This window comes from Natronomonas aquatica (assembly GCF_024449025.1).
In the GTDB taxonomy this organism is placed as follows: Archaea; Halobacteriota; Halobacteria; order Halobacteriales; family Haloarculaceae; genus Natronomonas; species Natronomonas aquatica.
In genome coordinates this window covers 117,799-136,852 of the sequence record NZ_JAHLKM010000004.1, presented here as the reverse complement: position 1 = coordinate 136,852, position 19,054 = coordinate 117,799, and the positions used below count along the sequence as shown (strand labels likewise).

Sequence of the window (19,054 nt, the reverse complement as noted above, 5' to 3'; positions counted from 1 at the left end):
ATCGACGCCGCCGCCGCTATCCGTTCTGCCGAACATGTTCAGGAGAGTGCTCGGCGTCTCGACCGGAATCCTCGTCGATGCCCTCCGATTGCCCGCCCGACCGCCGGGGCGAAAGCGCTCCCAGAACGATCCGATCGAGTGTGTGTGGGCTGTGCCGGCGCAACACCAGGAGCATGTTCCCCGTAAACGTGAGGATACCGAGTATCACCAGCGATCCGGCGACGGCGGCGACCGCGGCCCCGAGTCCGAACCGCCCGGAGACGACGAGCAGGACTGTCCCCGAGAAGAGAAACGTCCCGTCGATCGCCGCGAGGCGGTCGTCGTAGAGGTCGTCTATCATCGGGACCTCCTCGAACCCGAGCCGGTCGCTGTAGCGGTGGACCCAGACGACGAAGGGGACGATGTGATACAGGGTCCCGAACACGACGAAGCCGATCACCCCGAGAGCGAGCAGGTGGACGGTACCGGAAGCGCCGAACCGGTGGGCCGCCGCGAGCGGCTCCGAGAGCCAGGCCGGGACCGAGAGGAGCGCCCACAGCAAAAGCGCCGCGGCGACGACGCCGTATCGGGTATGCATCGGCGTCGGCTCGACCCGCATCTCGTAGAGTTTGCGGGCGAGGATCGAGCCGAACGCGAGGGCTGCGAGCAAAACGAGGAGCCCGCCGACGCTCGCGACGACGGCGGAACCGACGAGCCGGCCGGCCGCCAGAACGACGACACCGATCGGGTGTCCGATCTCCTCGATCGCCTTGAGTCGGTGGTCGATCCCGTGGAGTTCGGTCTGGGTAAACATCGTCCCGAGCTGATACAGCGCCCCGTAGACGGTCGTGAGGACGGCGCCGAAGACGGCGACCGTCGCGTGGGCGCCCACGAGTCCCGAACGCGCCAGGGGGAGCCGCGCGGAGACGGGGACGCTGAAGCCGACCGCGAGCAGGAGCCCGAGGGCGGTGAGGACGAGAAAGAAGCCGAGCGCGACCGCGAAGTGCCGTTCGGTCACGTCGAGACCGTCGACTGTCGAAAGCGTCCGGGCGATGTTGTAGACGAACGTCCAGAAGCCGGCGAGCATGACCGAACCGAAAGGGATCAGCCACACCGTCCGGAGGGAGACGAGCGCGACGACAAAGCCGAGCATTCCGGCGGTTACCAGCACGAGTTGTACGTTTGCGAGCCGGCGCGAGTGCAGCGTCGCGTTCGACCACACCGGGACGAACTGCGTCATCGCGCCCATGATCGTGAGACAGACCCAGCCGGCCAACAGGAGATGGACGTGAACGAGCCGGGCCCGCCCCGGAACCGCCCCGGCCGCGTCGCCGACCCCGACCACGGCCCCGGCGAGAAGGAAGGCCAGCCCGATCAGGAAGTGGCGTAACGGGACCGCCATCGGGGGCTGACGGTCGGTATCGACACCCCCGGGAACGGCGCCCATAGCCGGTTACCTCTCTCCGGAGACGTTTCGGTCACGCCGGGGGCGGCTGTGCCCGCAGTACGGCCGGCGGTGGGTCCCGATCGGGCGGGTCACGGTTTCCAGATGACGGTGACCGCGCCGTCGTCGTCGAACGTCTCGTATCGGTACCCCCGATCGGACAGCTGTGGATACAGGTGCTGAGGGCGGCGATCGTTCAGCTGGACGAGCACGGCCGAATCCTCCGCACCTGCCAGCGTCTCGAGGGTATCCTTCAGCGGCTGTGGCGGCGGCAACTCGCGCGCGTCGAAGGTCTCGTGGGGGCGGTCGACCGGCGCGTCGGTCCGTTGGATGTATTCGACGGCGTCGTCCATACGCGTCCGTTCGGGAGGCGTTCGGTAGTCGTTTCACCCGAAGATGTTCAGCAGGGAGGAAAACACACCCGAAGCGGCCTCGGTTCCCGTCTCGGATCCCGCCCGGCGACGGCACCCGACGGATCAGAGCGCGTCGCGGATGATCGCTTCTAGCTCGTCACGGTCTATCCGTCGGGGGTTCCCGGCCAAAAGTCGTTCGAGCTGGTTCGCGCGCTCGGCCAGATGCGGGACGTCGGACTCCTCGACCCCCAGCGACGAGAGCCCGCCGCCGAGGCCGACGTCCTCGGTCAGCTTCTCGACCGCGCGGGCGGCGGCCTCGGCGGACTCGTCGCGGCTCAGGCCGGTCGTGTTTTCTCCGAGGAGCTCGGCGATCTCGGCGTAACGATCGTAGGCGCTGGTGGCGTTGTACCGTATGACGGCCGGCAGCGCGTGGGCGATCGTGACGCCGTGGGGCGTGTGGTGGATCGCGCCGGCGGCCATCGCGATGGCGTGAGTCGCGCCGAGGCCGGCGTTGGTGAAGGCGGCGCCGGCCATGAAGCTCCCCAGAAGCATGTTCCGGCGGGCGTCGAGGTTCTGTCCGTTGTCGACGACGGTCCGGAGGTTGTCGCCGATCCGTTCGATCGCTGATCTGGCAAAGAGGTCCGTCACCGGCGAGCGGCCGTTGTAGTCCGGGCGATCGGCGCGGCGTTCGGGTGACGGCTTGGCGTCGTACGGGCGGGTGACGTAGGCCTCGACGGCGTGAGAGAGGGCGTCGATCCCCGAGGAGGCCGTCGGTCCGGGCGGCAAGGAGACGGACAGCGCCGGGTCGAGCACGGCGGCGTCGGGGCGCTGATACCGGCTGGAGATGCCGACCTTGAGGTCTTCCTCGGGCAGGGAGATGACCGTCACCGGCGAGGTCTCGGCGCCGGTTCCCGCCGTCGTCGGGACGGCGATCGTCGGGATTCCGGGGCCGGGAACGGGGACGCCCTCGCCGGTCGGTTCGGCGACGTAATCGAGGACGTCCCCGCCGTGTTCGGCGACCACGCTCGTCGTCTTGGCGACGTCCATCGAACTCCCGCCCCCGACGCCGACGATGAGGTCGGGATCGACCGCCCCGGCCTCCTCGATGGCCGCCTCGAAGATCCCGACGTCGGGGTCCGGCTCGACGCCGTCGAACACCGTATACTCGATCGGGTCGAGCGTCGCCGTCACGTCGTCGACGACCCCCGCCTCGGCGAGGCCGGCGTCGGTGACGACGAGCGCCGACTCGGCGCCGAACTCCCCGCCGATCGCGCCCAGTTCCTCGACGGCCCCGACGCCGTTGGTGACGTTCGGTGTGATGCTCAGCTCCCAGACAGACTCGGGTGTGTAGGGCATACGAGTCCTATGTCGAGGCGTACGGCAAAAAGATACCCTTCTGTCACGACGCGCTCCGGTACCCCGAAGGCACCCGAAAGAAGGATCACGCAAGTCTCCGAGTCCCGGAAGGTACCGGGAAGCGAACGGGTTCCGGGACACCAAAACACTCTTGCGGTCGCTGTCTGATCACCCGCGTATGTCCGAGGAACCCGTCGTGTACCTGACCCGAGAGATCCCACAGGACGGCCTCGATCTCCTCGAAGAGCACTGTGAGGTCCACGTCTGGCCGGATCCGGTCGAACCACCCCACGACCATCTCGTCGATCGGCTGGCGGAACTGGAGGCCGACGCGCTGTACTGTAACGTCGCCGATACCGTCGACGAGGCGGTACTGGACGCCTCGCCGAACCTCCGGGCGATCGGGACGATCTCGGTCGGGTACGACCACATCGACCTCGAGGCCGCCCGCGAGCGGGGGATCACCGTCGGGCACACGCCCGGCGTCCTCGCGGAGACGACCGCCGATCTGGGGTGGGCCCTGTTGATGGCCGGCGCCCGCCGGATCGTCGAAGCCCACGGTGATGTCAGGGACGGCGAGTGGGAGACGTGGGGGCCGACCGTGCTTCTCGGCCGTGACGTCCACGAGGCGACGCTGGGGATCGTCGGGCTCGGGCGCATCGGGACGGAGTTCGCCCGCCGGGCCGCGGGCTTCGATATGGACGTCCTCTACAGCCACACCGGCGTAAACGAGGCCGCCGAAGCCGACCTCGCCGAATACGGGATCGACGCCGAGTACTGCGAACTGGAGGAACTCCTCGACCGGGCGGGGTTCGTCTCCCTGCACGTCCCGCTTTTCGAGGATACCTACCACATGATCGGCGAGGCGGAACTCCGGCGGATGGACGAGGAGGCCGTTCTCGTGAACACGGCCCGCGGCGAGGTAATCGATGCGGATGCGCTCGTGGAAGCGCTCGAGGGGGACTGGATCCGACACGCCGCTCTCGACGTCACCGACCCCGAGCCGATCGACCCCGACCATCCCCTGATGGACTACGCGCCCGAAAAGCTCACCGTCACGCCACATATCGGGAGCGCCTCGACAGAGACCCGAAGCGAGATGGCGGTCATGACGGCCGAGAACGTCCTGGCCGGACTCCGCGGGGAGACGCCGCCGTACTCGGCGTTCGAGGACGCCGGAATAAAATAAGACGGTGCGAGTGCGCGACGACGTAACACCGCAATCCATTAAGTATCGTCCGGGTGATATCCGGGTACAGAGTACCGTCCTATGATAACACCCGCCGAGACGATCCGTGTTCTTCACGTCGACGACGAGCCCGACTTCGCTGCGCTGGCCGCGCGGTTCCTCGAGCGCGCCGACGAACGCTTGGTCGTCGAGACCGCGACCGGTGCATCCGAGGGTCTCGAGTACCTCGCAGGAAACGACGTCGACTGTGTCGTCTCGGACTACGACATGCCCGGCCGGGACGGCATCGAATTCCTCGCAGCCGTCCGGGATGAGCACTCGGAACTTCCCTTCATCCTCTATACCGGGAAAGGGAGCGAGGAGATCGCGAGCGAGGCGATCTCGGCGGGCGTGACGGACTACCTCCAGAAAGGAGGCGGAACAAGCCAGTATACCGTCCTCGCAAACCGGATCGGAAACGCCGTCGAGCAGTACCGATCGAAACGCGAGATCGAGGCCAGCCGGAAACGGCTCTCGCTGTTTTTCGACCAGTCGCCGCTGGGCGTCATCGAGTGGAACGAGAACTTCGATATCACCCGTGTCAACGACACCGCCGAGGAGCTCTTGGGATACACCGAAAACGAGCTGCTCGGGGAATCCTGGGAGATGATCGTCCCCGAATCCGATCGGGATTCGGTGTCGGAGACTGTGAGAAACCTTCTGACGGACGAGGGCGGCTACCACAGCATCAACGAGAACGTCCGTGTCGGCGGCGAACGGATCGTCTGTGAGTGGCACAACCGCGTCGTCACCGACGAAAGGGGCGACACCGTAGCGATCTACTCGCAGTTCCGGGACGTCACCGAGCGCGAAAAGCGCGAGGCGGAACTCCGGCGGAAGGAGCGGCGGTATCAGGCGGTGTTCAACGATCCGAACATTCTCGTGGGCCTGATCGACACGGACGGAACCGTTCTCGAGATCAACCAGACGGCGATGGGATACACCGACGCCATACTCGAGGACGTGGTCGGCGAACGCTTCTGGCAGACGCCGTGGTTCGATCACTCGGAGGCGGCCCGCGAGGACGTCAAAGCGTGGATCGACCGGGCCGCAAGCGGCGAATACGTCGAGTTCGAGGCCGACCGTCTCGACTCGAACGGGGAAACCTACACCGTCGACGGCGTAGTCAGACCCGTCATCGACGAGACGGGAGCGATCGTCTCGCTACACATCTCCGCCCACGACATTACCGAACAGAAGGAGCGCGAGCGTCGGCTCGAAGCCCTGAACCGCGCCACGCGGGAGCTACTCGCCGCCGAGACCGAGCGGGAGGTCGCCGAGGTCGGGGTCGACGTCGCCCGGGACGTCCTCGGTCTGGACGCGAACGCGATCCACCTCTACGACGGAAAAAGAGAGGGGTTGAAGCCGATGGCGGTCACCGACGCGACCCGCGATCTCGTGGGGGATCCGCCGACGTTCACGCAGGGAGACAGCATCGCCTGGCGCGCCTACGAACAGGGGGAAGCGCTCGCGGTCGACGAGGTCCACGCGGACGCAGGCCGGTACAACGCCGAGACGCCGGTCCAAAGCGAGCTGTATCTCCCGATCGCCGACCACGGGATCCTGATCGCCGGCTCGTCGACGCCGGCCGCGTTCGACGACGGGGACGTCCTCCTCGGGGAGATCCTGGCGGGCAACGTCGCCGCCGCCCTCGAACAGGTCCGTCGAACCGAACGGCTCGAGCGGCAGACGGCGGAGCTAAAGCAGTTGACGAACGAACTCGAAGCGCAGTACCGAACGCTGTTCGAGGAGGCGCCGATCATGGCAGTCGTCACGCGGTCGAAGGACGGCCGGCCGGTAATCGAAGACTGCAACGAACAGTTCCTCGAGACGCTCGGATACGAACCGGAGTCGATCCTCGGCGAAGAGCTCGCGGGGTTCTATACGCCCGAATCGACGGCCGAACTGTTCGAAGAGGGAGGATACGAACGCTCGCTGGAGGGGGATTTCACCCGGGAGCGTCGGGGGCTGGTGGCCGCCGACGGCGAACGCGTCGAGACGCTTTTGCGTGCGGTACCGCACCGCGACGCCGACGGCGAGGTCGTCGGGACGATGGCGATGTTCGTCGATATCACCGAACGCGAGGAGGTAAAACGGGCGAACGAGCGCTTAGAGGAGTTTACCGGGATCGTCTCCCACGACCTACGGAACCCCCTGAGCGTGGCCGAAGGGCGGCTCGAACTGGCCCGGGACAGCTGCGAGAGCGATCATCTGGACGCCGTCGAACGGGCTCACGAGCGGATGGACACGCTCATCGAGGAGCTTCTCACGCTCGCCCACGAGGGAGAGGCCGTCACCGACGCCGAGCCGGTCGACCTCGCGGCGATGGCCGAGGGCTGTTGGGCGAACGTCGAGACGGCCGACGGGACGCTTCTGGTCGAAACGGAGCGGACGATTCGCGCCGACCCGAGCCGCCTGAAACAGCTCTTCGAGAACCTCGTTCGGAACAGCGTGGAGCATGGCTCCACGGGCAGTCGGCCGCAGGCCGACGACAGCGTCGAACACGGTTCGACGAGCAATCGGCCGCAGGCCGATGACAGCATAGACAACGGCGACGCGAGCGACCGGGCGGGGGCCGGCGACGGTGTGACGGTGACCGTCGGCGATCTCGACAGGGGGTTCTATATCGAGGACGACGGCCCCGGCATCCCCGAGACGGACCGCGAGAAAGTTTTCGAGGCCGGACACACGACGTCTGCCGACGGAACCGGTTTCGGGTTGAGCATCGTCAAGGAGATCGTCGAGGCCCACGACTGGGAGATCCGGATCACAGACGGGACCGACGGCGGCGCCCGCTTCGAGGTCACCGGCGTCGAGATCGCGACGGGAAGCGGGGCGACCTAGCGGTTCTGTGCCGGAGAACGATCCCGCCGTCGCCGGAAGACAAGAATGCGGAGAGGGCGACCCCCCAACATACATCTACGCCGGCGGTGATGTCCCGGTATGGGATTCGACAGCACGTTCGAAAACGGACGCGTCGTGACGCCGGACGGCGTCCAGTCCGGCGTCTCGGTCGGGGTGAAAGACGGCACTATCGCGGCGATCGGCGCCCCCTCCGAACTCGGCGGGGCCGACCGCGTCGTCGATCTGGACGGGCAGTATCTCCTCCCCGGCGTCATCGACGCTCACATCCACGCCCGGTCGCCGGGCTACGAGTACAAGGAGGACTGGTCGAGCGCGACGGCCGCCGCGGCGGCCGGGGGCGTCACCACGGTCATCGCGATGCCCAACACCGACCCGATAATCGACTCTCCCGAGACGGTCCGGCAGGCCTACGACATCGCCGACGACGACGCCCACGTCGATTTCCAGTCGTATGCGGTGTTGACCTCCGAGAACTACGATCAGGTCGAACCGCTCGCGGCGGCCGGCGTCCCCGGATTCAAGGTCTTTCTGGGGACGACGTTCGGCGAGATCGAACCGCCCGACGACGGCGAACTGTACGCGGCCATGGAGGCGGCGGCCGGCGTTGGCAAGCGGATCGGCTTCCACGAAGAGAACGACGAGATCCTCTCACACTGGGAGGCACAGTTCAAACGGGAGGGACGGGACGATCCGATCGACCACGCCCGCTCTCGGCCGGTCGTCGCCGAAGCCGAGGCGGTCTCGCGGATCATCCTGCTTGCGGATCACGCCGACGCGCCGGTCCATATGTTCCATGTTTCCTCGGGCACGGGCGCGGAACTCGTCGCCGAGGGGAAGGCCGACGGCGTCGACGTCACCGCCGAGACCTGCCCGCACTACCTGTGGTTCACCGAAGAGGTCATGAACGAGAAAGGGAACGTCGCGCGCGTCCAGCCGCCGATCCGCGACGCCGAGGAACGCGAACGGCTCTGGGAGGCCGGTATCCGCGGCGGCGGCGTCGACTGTATCGCGACCGACCACGCCCCGCACACCGACGAGGAGAAGAACGTCGAAGAGCCCTTCGGGAACACCTGGGAAAGCATCTCCGGGTTCGTCGGGCTCGAATCGGAGGTCGGCTCGATGGCGACGTTCGTCTCGGAGGGGCGGCTCCCGATCGAGCAGTGGGCCTACATGCACAGTACGCGCCCGGCAGAGATCTGGGGACTGTATCCACGGAAGGGCTCGCTGCAGGTCGGCACCGACGCCGACTTCACCGTCGTCGACCCCGACGCCGAGTGGGTCGGCCGGAAGGAGACGCTGCACTCGAAAAGCAAGACGACCCCGTTCAACGGCGAGCAGTTCGTCGGCAAGCCGACGATGACCGTCGTCCGCGGGACGGTGGTCTACGGGGACGACACGCTGTACGCCGAGGAGGGGTACGGGGAACTCGCCCCCTCGGGCGAGACGACCGCAAACGCCGAGCCGCGGACCTACCCGAACTAGCCGCGCGTCGCCTTTCGGTTCCTTGCCACAGTTGTAGCTGGGGCGGTACCAGCGTCGGTGTCGGTGTCGGTGTCGGCGTCGGTTGCGCCCGGATCGGAAAGTGTCGGTTCCCAGCACATGGTGGATGGGACACGTCCGCGTCGCGCCAGTCACCGGCAGAACTGCGCCGATCACGAACCGTCCGATCCGGTCGTAGCCGCCGACGTCGCGTTCCACGGACGGATCACCGCCATGGTCTTCGATGACGTACCGTATCGAAATGACGGCCGGGTCACCGGCCGGAGCCCCGCACTGACCGCTACTCGATGAGATCGTCGTCGACGACCTCCTCGACGAGTTCGATGTCCCGTTTCCGGTACTCCGTCACCAGGAGGTAGACGACGACGTACCCGAGCGCAGCGAGGACGAGCCCGAGCACGACGAACCCCGAGACCATCCGGACGGCGACCGCGATCGCGTCGGCGAGACTGCCGCCCGGGGCGTCGCCGACCGGCCCGAAGGCCCACACCCCGATCCAGAAGGCGGCGACGTACATCGGCGCCTTCACGAGCGGGTTGACGACGAGCGCCGTAGAGAAGATCGCAATGCGGCTGATCCGTTCGGAGACCCGCGAAAGGTACAAAAAGAGCAGGAGACCGAGTCCCATAGACGGGAGCACGACGACGAACATCCCGATCGAGAAGCTACCGGCGACCTCGTGGGGGGTGTGCTCCTCCCGGAAGGCGGCCCGCAGCTCCCCGTAGAACCGATGCCAGTACTTCGAGAGCGACGAACGGGACATACTCGCATACGGTAGAGGAGGATCATAAACACGGCCGTCGGGTCAAAAGCAGCGACAGCCCCGGGATCCGGATCAGTGCGAGTGGCCGCCGTCGCCGCGGGTGAACTGCCCCGAGAAGGCGCGCTGGACGACCTCCGAGAGCGCGGGGTGGATGTGGACGGACTCGCGGATGTCCCGGACGGTCCCCGAACCGGCCGTCATCGCCACGACGACCTCCTGGATGAGGTTCGAAGCCTCGGGCCCGAGGATGTGACAGCCGAGGATCTCCCCGTCGAGGTCGATGATCGCCTTCAGGAACCCGTCGGCCCGCATCGCGTCCCCGCGGGCCGTCTCGTCGTACCGGTAGGTCCGGGTGGCGTACTCGCGGCCGGCCGCCCGGAGTTCCCCCTCGGTCGCGCCGACGCCGGCGACCTCCGGAGAGGCGAAGACGGCGAAGGGCATCGCCGTGTAATCGACGGGCTGGAGTTCGTCACCGAAGAGGTTCCGGGCGACGGCCCCCGCCTCGTGGTTGGCGCTGTGTTTCAACAGGTACTCGCCGACGATGTCGCCGAGCGCCCACACCCCCTCGGCGGTCGTCCGGAGGTACTCGTCGGTCTCGACGAACCCGCGGTCGTCCGTCTCGATCCCCGCCGCCTCGGGATCGAGGAGGTCCGTGTTGGGCCTGCGTCCGGCGGCGATCAGCAGTTCATCGCCCGTCACGGTCACGGCGTCTGCATCGAGGACGTCGCCGCCGTCGTCGTACTCGTAGGGTCGTGCTTCGACCGTGATCGTTCCGCCGGCCGCCGAGACGGACGTCGCCGCGTGGCCGGTGTGGACGGTGAAACGGTCGGCGTACCGTTCGGTGAACGCCTCGGCCACCTCCGCGTCGGCGTCCGGAAGCAGGTTCGGCCGACGCCCGATGATGGTCACGTCGCTGCCGAAGGTCCCGAAGAAATGGCCCAGTTCGGCCGCGATGTAGCCGCCACCGACGATGACGAGGTGATCGGGCGGCGTCTCTAGTTGCAGCGCTTCGGTGCTAGTCAGGTACTCAGCGTCGTCGATCCCGTCGATGTCCGGGATCGACGGGCGGGTCCCGGCGGCGACGAGGACCGTCTCGGCGTAGACCGTCTCGCCTTCGTCCGGGCCGCTGGCGATCTCGACGGTCCGCTCGTCGACGAACCGACCCTCCCCCTCGTAGAGGGCGTGGTCCGGCGAGGAGCGCAGTCCACGGCGGATGGATTCGGCGTCGGCGGCGACCTCCTCGTTGACTTCCCGAACGATCGCGGAAAAGTCGACGTCGGTCACCCCGGCGTCGATGTGGAACGCGTCGGCGCGTTCGATCGTCTCGAAGACGTCCGCGTGATAGAGCAGTCTCTTCGAGGGGATACAGCCGCGGTTGAGACACGTGCCGCCGAGCGGGCCCTTCTCGACGACCGCGACCGACTGTCCGCGGTTTGCGGCGGCGTTGGCGACGTCGAGGCCGGACCCGGAGCCGATGACCAGAAAGTCGACTTCGTCCATGGGGGGTCTGACGGGGGCGCCGATAATAATCTCCCCGTGGAAGTGCCACGCGCCCACACACCACCGAGTCGGGGGCGGACCGGCAGGCCGATTCACGAAAAGCCGGATGGCAGACGGGACCGCGACCGGATCAGACCGGCTCGAACCGATAGCCGTCCCACTCCTGGGGGCCGTCGGCGTCCTTGAGCCCGACGCCGGGTTCGCGGAGTTCTTCGACGTAGACCGGGGTGACGGTCGTCCCGATCTCGACGTCGTCGGTCGTGGTCTGAGCCAGCGCCCGAACGGCCGTCCCCTTGACTTCGAACTCGACGATCGCCAGGGTGTTCGGCTCCCGGACTCCGGGCGGCGTCGCCGTGCTCGTCGTCCAGGTCACTACCTCGCCGGTGTACTCGCTGAGGTCGATCGCCTCGACCGGCTCGTCGCCGCTTCGACCCCGTGGGTGTCCCGGGTAGCTGATCGATCCGTCCTCGTAGCGGTAGGCTTCCATGGTCATTGTCCTTGTCCTTGTCGTGGTCATCGGTTTGCCTCGAAGATCGCCGTCGTCACGCAGTTGCCGAACCCGCCGACGTTGCAGGCCAGGCCGGTCTCAGCCGGCACCTGCCGGTCGCCAGCTTCCCCGACCAACTGTTCGTAGATCTCGTAGGCCTGTGCGACACCGCTCGCGCCGAGGGGGTGACCCTTGGATTTCAGCCCACCGGAGGGGTTGATCGGCCGATCGCCGTCGAGTTTCGTCCGGCCGTCCATGGCGTGTTCCCACGCGTGGCCCTTCTCGGCGAACCCGAGCGCCTCCATCTGGAGGAACTCGAGGATCGTGAACATATCGTGCAGTTCCGCGACGTCGACGTCGTCCGGGCCGATTCCGGCCATTTCGTAGGCTTCCTCGCTGCTGTCGACGACCCCGCCCATCGTCGTGGGGTCCTCGCGCTCGTGGACGACGTGGGTGTCGGTCGCGCCACCGACCCCCGACACGACCGCGTAGTCGTCGGCGTACTCCTCGGCGACTTCGAGCGGGCAGAACAGAAGCGCCGCGCTGCCGTCCGTGACCGGACAGAAGTCGTACAGCCGGAGCGGATCGGCGATGATCGGGCTCTCCAGGGCCTCCTCGACGGTGATCTCCTTTTGGAACTGGGCCTTCCGGTTTCGCGTCCCGTTCTCGTGGTTCTTGACCGCGACCCGCGCCAGGCTCTCGCGAGGGGCGTCGAACCGATCGAGGTACAGACGGGCGGTCAGCCCCGCAAAGGAGGGCAGCGTCACCCCGTGTTTGTATTCCGCGGGGTGGGTAATCGACGCGATGATGTCGGTCGATTCGGCGGTCGAACGGTGCGTCATCTTCTCGCCGCCGACCAGCAGCGTCATCTCGCTCGCGCCGGAGGCGACCGACTGCCAGGCGGCGTAGATCCCCGCCCCGCCGCTGGCGCTGGTCTGGTCGACCCGCTGGCTGTAGGCGGGAAGCAGACCCAGATCGTGAGCGAGGGCGTTCATGACCCCTGTCTGGCCCTCGAACTCCCCGCTGGCCATGTTCGAGACGTACAGGTGCTCGACGGCGTCCGACGGGACGCCGGCGTCGTCCAGACACGCCTCGCCGGCATCGGCGAGTAACTCGCGGATCCACGCCTCGCGCTGTCCGAACTTCGTCATCGACCCGCCGATGACTGCGACTGTCTCGCTCATCGACCCACCGTACGGCACGGGGGGCGGTAAAACTACGTATCTCTCCCGAACCGTTAATCCGGCTGCCCGACAGTGTAGAGACGAGCCCGCGGTGCCCCCGAACCCACCTGAGCGTCCATGAAGCACTCACTCACAGAAACCCGTTCGATACTGCTCGTCTGTGCGCTCATCGCGTCGGTCGCGACCGGCGGAAGCCTCTATTTCAGCGAAGTGATGGGGCTATATCCCTGTGATCTCTGCTGGATCCAGCGGATCGCGATGTATCCGCTGGTGGTCGTCTTCGCCGTCGCCGCCTACGAGGACCGCCTCGCTGTCTGGCGGACCGCCCTCCCGCTCTCGGTCGGGGGCGGCCTCGTCGCGGCGTATCACTCCGTGATCCAGTTGACGCCCGCCTCGTCCTGTTCGGTCGGCGGCTGTGGGAACGTCCAGTTCGAGCTGTTCGGCATGCTTTCGATCCCGAACCTCTCGCTTTCGGCGTTCGCGATCATCACGGCCGTATTCGCCGTGAGCGTCGTTCGCGAGCGTCGGTGAACGGCCCCATCCCACACCGACGGTAAGGTCGGGACCGTCGCCGTATCCGGAGGCCGGTTACCGTCCCGGGCGTCTCGGGATCGCGGTCGTCTCGGGCGTTGAGGACGGTGACGCCCGTGGATCGGGGTCCGAAACGGGTCAGACCGCCATCGCTTCCTCGAGCGTGAACCGGCCCTCGTAGAGGGCGGTCCCGATGACGACGGCCGCGGCGCCGGCCTCCTCGAGCGTCCGGACGTCCTCGAGCGTCGCGACGCCACCGCTGGCGACGACCGGGATGTCGACGGCTTCGACGACACCTTCGAGGGGTTCACGGCGGATCCCCGAAAGCTGGCCCTCGACGTCGACGTCGGTAAAGAGGATCGCCCCCGCGCCCTCGGATTCATAGCGGGCAGCCGCCTCGGCAGGATCGAGACCCGTCCCCTCGGTCCAGCCCGAGACGACGACCTCTCCGTCCTTGGCGTCGAGGCTCACCATCACGCTGTCGGGGAACCGCTCGCTGATCTCGCCGACGATCTCGGGGGTCTCGACGGCCGCCGTACCCAGGATGACGCGGTCGATACCCGCCTCCAGAAGCCGCGTGGCGTCCGGGACGGTCCGGATCCCGCCGCCGAGCTGGACGTCGACGTCGACCGCCTCGACGATCGCCTCGACGGCGTCGGCGTTGGCGCGTTCGCCCTCGAAGGCACCGTCGAGGTCGACGAGATGGAGCGTCTCCGCGCCGGCGTCGACCCACCGCCGGGCCGCCGTGACCGGATCGCCGTACTCCGTTCCGGTCCCGCGCCGACCGCCGACCAGTTGGACGACGTGTCCGTCCTGCATATCGACGGCAGGTATGGCCTCGAAAGTCGGGAACATGTCCGGACGGACATCGCGGGAACAAAAAAGCATGTCTGTCGGCCGTCGGCGATCCCGATGTTCTTCGGAGCAATTGGGAGCAACAGCAAACTTCAACATACCGGGGCGTGAATCAACATAGTGATGCCAACAGTAGAATACCTCAACTACGAAGTGCTGGACGATCACGGCTGGGAGATGGAAGACGACGATCTCTTCGAGAAGGCGGCCGATGAGGGCCTCGGCGACGAGGACTACGGGACCCTCGACGTCGCGGAGGGCGAGTACATCCTCGAAGCCGCCGAGGCACAGGGCTACGACTGGCCCTTCTCGTGTCGGGCCGGCGCCTGTGCGAACTGTGCGGCCATCGTCACGGAAGGCGAGATCGACATGGACATGCAGCAGATCCTCTCCGACGAGGAGGTCGAAGAGAAGATGGTCCGGCTGACCTGTATCGGCAGCCCGGCCGCCGAAGAGGTCCAGATCGTCTACAACGCCAAACACCTGGATTACCTCCAGAACCGCGTCATATAACATACGGCGCCGAAACGGCCCCAGAACGGACGGCGTCGCGAGCCACTTCCCGTCGTGTGAGATTTTCTTCGCGTTTTCCGTAATCGCCGCTGTCGCTGTCGCCGGAGGCGATCCGTCGGGGCCGATCAACCGGTGAGCGATGCCGGGCGTTTATAAGGAACCTGAACGCAGTGTCGGACGTGTCGTCGCTGCTGTTCGGAATCGCCACAGGACCCGACCTGCTACGCCTGCTCGCCGTCCCCGCCTTCGCGTGGGCCGCCTACCGCGATCTGAAGGATCGACGGGTACCGAACCGAACGTGGCTGCCGCTTCTCGCCGTCGGCGCGGTCGCCCTTTCGTGGGACCTTTTCGGCATCCTCGGGGGGACGGCGTTACAGCGGCGGCTCTTTGCCGTCCAGGTCGCCTTCTCGATCGGCATCGTCGCGCCGCTGGGATACGTCTTCTGGCGGATCGGCGGCTTCGGCGGGGCGGACGCGAAGGCGATCATTACGCTCGCCGTGCTTTTCCCGACCTACCCGGTCTATGAGGTGTTCGGGACGGCGTACCCGCTCCACAGCGCGCCGCTCGGCGTGCTTTCGTTTACCATCCTCTCGAATACGGTCCTTCTGGGGTTGGCGTATCCGCTCGCACTCGCGGTACGGAACCTCCCCCGCGGCGAGATCACGCCGGCGATGTTCATCGGCCGGCCCGCAGGCGTCGACTCGCTCTCCGAGGAATACGGCCGACTGCTCGAAACACCCGAGGGATTCACCCGCCGTGGGCTCGATCTCGACGCACTCCGGATGTACCTGCAGTGGCGCGGGGCGACGCTGTCGGAGCTGCGCGCCGACCCGGACCGGTACCGGGAGTCACTTCCCGTAGAGCCGAACGATCCTGGGGACGGCTCGATCGACGACGGGGCGGAGGACCCGCCGGGGAGTGACGGTGTGGAGCCGGTTGAGGACGACCCGTGGGGTGCGGCGGCCTTCCTGTCGGAATACGGCGCCTACGGGACGCCGCCACCGGAACTCCGGGCGGGGTTGGCCGTGGTCTCGGAGCCGGACCGAAAGCGGATCTGGATCACGCCGGGGATCCCGTTCGTCGTCCCGATGTTCGTCGGTCTCGTCCTCGCGTTGACCTACGGGGACGCGATGTTCGCGGCGCTTTCGCTGTTTGGGCTCTCGTAGCCGAGCGAGGACCGCCCGCTACGCCTCGGCGGCCACTTCGGCGTCGTCCTCGAGGTCCTCGAGCGCCGCGATGACCTGATCGCGGTAGATCGACAGGTCCGGATCGTACTGGGTTTCCGCCATCGCGGCGTACTCGTCGGCCGTCTCGAAGGCCTCGATCCGATCGAGGGTCCGGTCGGCCGTCTCGACCACCCAGCGGTTCCGGGTCGCCTCGTCGACCACCGTGATGGATTCGGGGCGCAACGAGACGTTGATGTCGCCCTCGTCGGTCTCGTAGGAGCGGGGCTTGCCGACGACCGCGACGTACGCCGGCGTTTCGGTCTCGCGGAGCACCGACGTGGCTTCGGGCTGGTACTGCCCGGCGTAGGCGAAGAACGTACCGGTCGGGTCGACGATCCGACCGCGCCAGTATTCGGAGTCGTCGCCGACGTCCTCGGTTTCGGTCAGCGTGCCGACGACGAACACCCGGTTTGCCCGCTCGCCGGTCGGCAAAAGCGAGTAGACGGGGGCGCGGTCGTCGTCGGATTCTTTGAACGTGTACGTCGCGTCGTTGAACTCTGCCGCGAAGGCGCGCCGGGCGACCTCGCGGGTGGGAACGGATGCGGATGTGGATGCGCTCATCTATATCGACCTCGCTTTGATCAGCACGCTTTCGGTCTCGGTCGGCCCGTCGAGTCGTTCGATCTCGTCGGCCAGGACGTATCGGCCGAGCGTCGGCCCGGCGACGCGGTAGTACTGGCCGAGGACTAGCCCGCGCATCTCCTCGACGACGACCTCGGTGTCGAGGGCGTCCATCGCCATCTCCTGGGCCTCTTCGAGGGTGATCCCGGTCAGTTCCTCGGTGGATTCCTGATCGAAGATGACCTCGTGGATCCCGTTTCCGTCGTCGAGGACGCCCTTGATCCGGAGGTCGAACTCCCCCTCGACGTCGCCGTGTTCCGAACAGCGACCGTTCTGGAGGACGCGGGTGCAGTCCTCCTCGGGACAGCGCTTGATCAGCCCGGAGCCGGACTGGATATCGACGAGAGCGCCCTCGAGTTCGGTCGAGTCGTCGCCGACCTCGATGTCGGTATCGATCGCTTCGATCGTCGTCGAGGAGTTGAGCTTCACCGAGAAACGCCCCTCGTACTTGTCGGTGACGACGTTCTCGAGCCGGTAGACCGAACCTTCCTCGAGCGAGGGAAGGTCGCTTTTGGCCCACTTGGTGAACTTGATCGTCCCCGTCTCGTCGCCGAGCAGGCCGACCTGGGCGATCGAGTCGGCGCCCGGCTCCCAGAGGTCGACGACCTTGACCGTGAGATCGAGCCACTCCTCGGGGGCGTCGACGTCGGCCACCGACGCCGACTGGCTCGCTCCGCCGGCGAGGGCCTCTCTGTCCATGTCGGCCTCCTCGAGGTACGTCGAGACGACGCTCCGTCGGGCCTCATCGATCGGGACCCGGTACTCGGAGACGAGCGTCTCGAGGCGGGAGTGGATTTCGTCGACACCGACATCGAGGGTGTCGGAGAACTGTTCGTGTATCTCGTCCGCGTGCTGTCGCAGGTCTGTCATAGCGAGTTTCCGTCTCCGCGTGTTTTCAGTGGGAGACGTACGCCGGTTGGTTCGCGACAGTATAAAAACCGTCGGTGGCGGGGTGAAAGTGAAGCCGGCGGGGGAAACCGCCCGCAAAACGGCCTCCAGGTCGGCGACGGGCCTTTTAGTCTCCCGTCCGTACTGTGGGTGTGAGCAACCGTCGTCGCCTCGAGCGGCTCGTCCGGACGAAACTCAACGCGGTCGGCCGGCAGTTCGAGGAGGCAAAACGCGCCTACAGCGACGCCAGATCCGCGACGCTCGCGGATCTCCCGACCGACGATGACGGGAAGGCGAAGATCGTCTGCCGCCGGTACGCGGAAAAACGCGCCGTCCCGCTCGACGCCGAGGGGCGCCCGGCGTGTTACGATCCCGATCACTCGGACTGCCAGGGCTGTCTCGAGGACATCCGCGAGGATCGGATCGAAACCTGGTAACGGATCGAGCGACCCACGACCGAGCCGAGAAATCAGACAGTCGGTTTCGAGCACTGATAGGGAGGGCTAACCGAGCGTCGTCGGATCGATCGGCCGGCAGGTCGTCTAAGTCCGGACCCTGACGTCGCCGTCGCCGGTGACGGTGACGGTGATATCCCGCTGGACCGCGCGACCGTGGACCGCGTCGCCGGCGGCGTCGCCGACGAGTTTCATCAGCTCGGGCGCCGTGTAGTTGACTTTCACGTCGGCGTCGTCACAGGCCGAATACACCATGTTCGGGACGTCGTAGAGGTCGGTCCCTCCCTCGACGGTCAACCGGACAGGGGCGGCGAGCACCTCCGCGAAGGCGACGGTCTCTCTGGCCTTGGCGACGTTCTCGCGGGCGCTGGCCTCGACGCTCGAGACGTTCGCCCGGGAGGTCCCCAGCTCCTCGGCGATGTCGGCCTGCGCGGCGCCCGTCTCACGAAGCACGAGTACCTCCGCCTGCCGGCGGGTCAGCACGCTCTCTTCGGCGTCGAACCCGGCCCGTTCGAGCAGCTCGTCGGCGTCTGGAACTGTCATCGGTGTTTTTCGGTCGGTGTTCGGTTGGGAGTCACCGCGGTTCAGTTGCCCCAGAAGTTCTCGCGGCTCCCCAGCCGTTCGCGATCGAGTGCCCGCTCGCGGTCGTTTCGCTCGTCCGTTTCGGCTGTCCCGTCCGCCTCCTCGCCCTCGTCTGCCTCGGCCGTCTCGTCCGCCTCCTCGCCCTCGTCGTCCTCCATCGGCAGCCGCTCGATCTCGTCGGCCCGGGCGTGGTTCGACCTGACCTCGGTGATCTCGACGCGCGCGCGGGCCTCGGGCAACACCCCGTCGACCATCACGATGAACCCGTCCTCGGTGCGGCCGACGCCCGCCCCCGATTCGTGGATGTCCTCGACGTCGACGACGACCTCCTCGCCGATCTTGACCGGCTGTCGCTTGAGATCGTTGATCGGCTGATTGTAGTGGGAACACCACTCGGCACCGCCGCGGTCGCCGTAGTGTTGACAGCCCATCCCTTCGATGCGTTCGGAAAAACTGGGGCAATCGTCCGCGAGTGGGCAGTCGGGCATACCACCCAGTATCGCCGCTGTCGATTAAACGCTTGCGGGTCCCGATCTTTTTCCGCGTCGGGTTCGCCGCAGGCGAACCACTCCTTGAAAAACATCGATAAAAAAGGCCGGACGCTCGCTTCGGTCGCCTCCGGTGAACCGCGCCCGCTCCGCTCGCGCGGATGTAGATCAACGCCTTCCGTCTCCTTCTTTCGTGTTTCTATAGAACCCGAAAAAGAGTGCCCCGAAGCCCCCAA

At 66.8% G+C, this 19,054-nt stretch carries 19 protein-coding genes; 7 read left to right on the top strand and 12 right to left on the bottom strand.

Annotated features, from left to right (window positions below):
- Positions 1-16: 16 nt before the first annotated feature.
- The 3 genes from KM295_RS05535 to KM295_RS05525 all read right to left on the bottom strand — a co-directional run bounded on the left by KM295_RS05535 (position 17) and on the right by KM295_RS05525 (position 3,132).
- Positions 17-1,381 carry a hypothetical protein gene (locus KM295_RS05535; RefSeq protein ID WP_418904751.1) on the bottom strand — a complete coding sequence of 455 codons (1,365 nt, stop codon included), beginning with the start codon at positions 1,379-1,381 and terminating at the stop codon, positions 17-19.
- Between the two features lie 134 nt (positions 1,382-1,515).
- Complete coding sequence (locus KM295_RS05530; protein WP_256028909.1) at positions 1,516-1,776, bottom strand: DUF2249 domain-containing protein; 261 nt, start codon at positions 1,774-1,776, stop codon at positions 1,516-1,518.
- A 123-nt stretch (positions 1,777-1,899) separates the two neighbouring features.
- Entirely contained in the window at positions 1,900-3,132 is a 1,233-nt protein-coding gene (locus KM295_RS05525; protein ID WP_256028908.1) for a hydroxyacid-oxoacid transhydrogenase, read from the bottom strand.
- Positions 3,133-3,310: 178 nt separating this feature from the next.
- On the opposite strand from KM295_RS05525, the gene KM295_RS05520 reads away from it, so the two are divergent.
- The 3 genes from KM295_RS05520 (at position 3,311) to KM295_RS05510 (ending at position 8,707) form a co-directional block, all read left to right on the top strand.
- Complete coding sequence (locus KM295_RS05520) at positions 3,311-4,321, top strand: 2-hydroxyacid dehydrogenase (protein ID WP_256028907.1); 1,011 nt, start codon at positions 3,311-3,313, stop codon at positions 4,319-4,321.
- Positions 4,322-4,402: 81 nt separating this feature from the next.
- Positions 4,403-7,204 (top strand): PAS domain S-box protein, encoded by a 2,802-nt coding sequence (locus KM295_RS05515; RefSeq protein ID WP_256028906.1) that lies wholly within the window; start codon positions 4,403-4,405, stop codon positions 7,202-7,204.
- 99 nt (positions 7,205-7,303) lie between these two features.
- Complete coding sequence (locus KM295_RS05510; protein WP_256028904.1) at positions 7,304-8,707, top strand: dihydroorotase; 1,404 nt, start codon at positions 7,304-7,306, stop codon at positions 8,705-8,707.
- Between the two features lie 298 nt (positions 8,708-9,005).
- Here KM295_RS05510 and KM295_RS05505 read toward each other — a convergent pair whose 3' ends face one another.
- From KM295_RS05505 to KM295_RS05490, 4 genes are all read right to left on the bottom strand, one after another.
- On the bottom strand, positions 9,006-9,488 hold the full coding sequence (locus KM295_RS05505) for a DUF2062 domain-containing protein (RefSeq protein WP_256028902.1): 483 nt from the start codon (positions 9,486-9,488) through the stop codon (positions 9,006-9,008).
- A 72-nt stretch (positions 9,489-9,560) separates the two neighbouring features.
- On the bottom strand, positions 9,561-10,988 hold the full coding sequence (locus KM295_RS05500) for a dihydrolipoyl dehydrogenase (protein ID WP_256028900.1): 1,428 nt from the start codon (positions 10,986-10,988) through the stop codon (positions 9,561-9,563).
- A gap of 130 nt (positions 10,989-11,118) precedes the next feature.
- Complete coding sequence (locus KM295_RS05495) at positions 11,119-11,481, bottom strand: OB-fold domain-containing protein (RefSeq protein ID WP_256028899.1); 363 nt, start codon at positions 11,479-11,481, stop codon at positions 11,119-11,121.
- A 20-nt stretch (positions 11,482-11,501) separates the two neighbouring features.
- Positions 11,502-12,659 carry a thiolase family protein gene (locus KM295_RS05490; protein WP_256028898.1) on the bottom strand — a complete coding sequence of 386 codons (1,158 nt, stop codon included), beginning with the start codon at positions 12,657-12,659 and terminating at the stop codon, positions 11,502-11,504.
- Between the two features lie 117 nt (positions 12,660-12,776).
- Between KM295_RS05490 and KM295_RS05485 the strand changes: the two genes are divergently transcribed.
- On the top strand, positions 12,777-13,190 hold the full coding sequence (locus KM295_RS05485; RefSeq protein ID WP_256028896.1) for a disulfide bond formation protein B: 414 nt from the start codon (positions 12,777-12,779) through the stop codon (positions 13,188-13,190).
- Between the two features lie 138 nt (positions 13,191-13,328).
- Here the strand turns inward: KM295_RS05485 and hisA are convergent, their stop codons facing one another.
- A complete protein-coding gene (gene hisA, locus KM295_RS05480) occupies positions 13,329-14,045 on the bottom strand; it encodes a 1-(5-phosphoribosyl)-5-[(5-phosphoribosylamino)methylideneamino]imidazole-4-carboxamide isomerase (protein ID WP_256028893.1) in 717 nt (238 codons plus the stop codon).
- 123 nt (positions 14,046-14,168) lie between these two features.
- On the opposite strand from hisA, the gene fer reads away from it, so the two are divergent.
- Complete coding sequence (fer, locus tag KM295_RS05475) at positions 14,169-14,558, top strand: ferredoxin Fer (RefSeq protein ID WP_256028892.1); 390 nt, start codon at positions 14,169-14,171, stop codon at positions 14,556-14,558.
- A gap of 191 nt (positions 14,559-14,749) precedes the next feature.
- The gene (locus KM295_RS05470; RefSeq protein WP_418904750.1) at positions 14,750-15,724 is read left to right on the top strand and encodes an A24 family peptidase; all 975 of its coding nucleotides are present in this window, start codon (positions 14,750-14,752) and stop codon (positions 15,722-15,724) included.
- A gap of 18 nt (positions 15,725-15,742) precedes the next feature.
- Here KM295_RS05470 and KM295_RS05465 read toward each other — a convergent pair whose 3' ends face one another.
- Both KM295_RS05465 and KM295_RS05460 read right to left on the bottom strand, forming a co-directional pair.
- A complete protein-coding gene (locus tag KM295_RS05465; RefSeq protein WP_256028889.1) occupies positions 15,743-16,345 on the bottom strand; it encodes an RPA family protein in 603 nt (200 codons plus the stop codon).
- Positions 16,346-17,275 (bottom strand): replication factor A, encoded by a 930-nt coding sequence (locus tag KM295_RS05460; RefSeq protein WP_256028888.1) that lies wholly within the window; start codon positions 17,273-17,275, stop codon positions 16,346-16,348. It lies immediately after the preceding gene.
- Positions 17,276-17,445: 170 nt separating this feature from the next.
- On the opposite strand from KM295_RS05460, the gene KM295_RS05455 reads away from it, so the two are divergent.
- Positions 17,446-17,730, top strand: coding sequence for a DUF7091 family protein (locus tag KM295_RS05455; protein WP_418904744.1), 285 nt, complete (start codon positions 17,446-17,448; stop codon positions 17,728-17,730).
- Between the two features lie 105 nt (positions 17,731-17,835).
- On the opposite strand, the gene KM295_RS05450 is transcribed toward KM295_RS05455, so the two are convergent.
- The gene (locus KM295_RS05450) at positions 17,836-18,336 is read right to left on the bottom strand and encodes a Tfx family DNA-binding protein (protein ID WP_256028977.1); all 501 of its coding nucleotides are present in this window, start codon (positions 18,334-18,336) and stop codon (positions 17,836-17,838) included.
- The gene (locus KM295_RS05445) at positions 18,333-18,818 is read right to left on the bottom strand and encodes a TRAM domain-containing protein (protein ID WP_256028886.1); all 486 of its coding nucleotides are present in this window, start codon (positions 18,816-18,818) and stop codon (positions 18,333-18,335) included. Before KM295_RS05445 ends, KM295_RS05450 begins: the two co-directional genes overlap by 4 nt.
- Positions 18,819-19,054: the final 236 nt, after the last annotated feature.

What these genes read in the sequence shown, in the direction of transcription:
- KM295_RS05535 (WP_418904751.1), bottom strand. Translation starts at nt 1,381, where the DNA reads ATGGCGGTCCCGTTACGCCACTTCCTGATCGGGCTGGCCTTCCTTCTC.
- KM295_RS05530 (WP_256028909.1), bottom strand. Translation starts at nt 1,776, where the DNA reads ATGGACGACGCCGTCGAATACATCCAACGGACCGACGCGCCGGTCGAC.
- KM295_RS05525 (WP_256028908.1), bottom strand. Translation starts at nt 3,132, where the DNA reads ATGCCCTACACACCCGAGTCTGTCTGGGAGCTGAGCATCACACCGAAC.
- KM295_RS05520 (WP_256028907.1), top strand. Translation starts at nt 3,311, where the DNA reads ATGTCCGAGGAACCCGTCGTGTACCTGACCCGAGAGATCCCACAGGAC.
- KM295_RS05515 (WP_256028906.1), top strand. Translation starts at nt 4,403, where the DNA reads ATGATAACACCCGCCGAGACGATCCGTGTTCTTCACGTCGACGACGAG.
- KM295_RS05510 (WP_256028904.1), top strand. Translation starts at nt 7,304, where the DNA reads ATGGGATTCGACAGCACGTTCGAAAACGGACGCGTCGTGACGCCGGAC.
- KM295_RS05505 (WP_256028902.1), bottom strand. Translation starts at nt 9,488, where the DNA reads ATGTCCCGTTCGTCGCTCTCGAAGTACTGGCATCGGTTCTACGGGGAG.
- KM295_RS05500 (WP_256028900.1), bottom strand. Translation starts at nt 10,988, where the DNA reads ATGGACGAAGTCGACTTTCTGGTCATCGGCTCCGGGTCCGGCCTCGAC.
- KM295_RS05495 (WP_256028899.1), bottom strand. Translation starts at nt 11,481, where the DNA reads ATGACCATGGAAGCCTACCGCTACGAGGACGGATCGATCAGCTACCCG.
- KM295_RS05490 (WP_256028898.1), bottom strand. Translation starts at nt 12,659, where the DNA reads ATGAGCGAGACAGTCGCAGTCATCGGCGGGTCGATGACGAAGTTCGGA.
- KM295_RS05485 (WP_256028896.1), top strand. Translation starts at nt 12,777, where the DNA reads ATGAAGCACTCACTCACAGAAACCCGTTCGATACTGCTCGTCTGTGCG.
- hisA (WP_256028893.1), bottom strand. Translation starts at nt 14,045, where the DNA reads ATGTTCCCGACTTTCGAGGCCATACCTGCCGTCGATATGCAGGACGGA.
- fer (WP_256028892.1), top strand. Translation starts at nt 14,169, where the DNA reads ATGCCAACAGTAGAATACCTCAACTACGAAGTGCTGGACGATCACGGC.
- KM295_RS05465 (WP_256028889.1), bottom strand. Translation starts at nt 16,345, where the DNA reads ATGAGCGCATCCACATCCGCATCCGTTCCCACCCGCGAGGTCGCCCGG.
- KM295_RS05460 (WP_256028888.1), bottom strand. Translation starts at nt 17,275, where the DNA reads ATGACAGACCTGCGACAGCACGCGGACGAGATACACGAACAGTTCTCC.
- KM295_RS05445 (WP_256028886.1), bottom strand. Translation starts at nt 18,818, where the DNA reads ATGCCCGACTGCCCACTCGCGGACGATTGCCCCAGTTTTTCCGAACGC.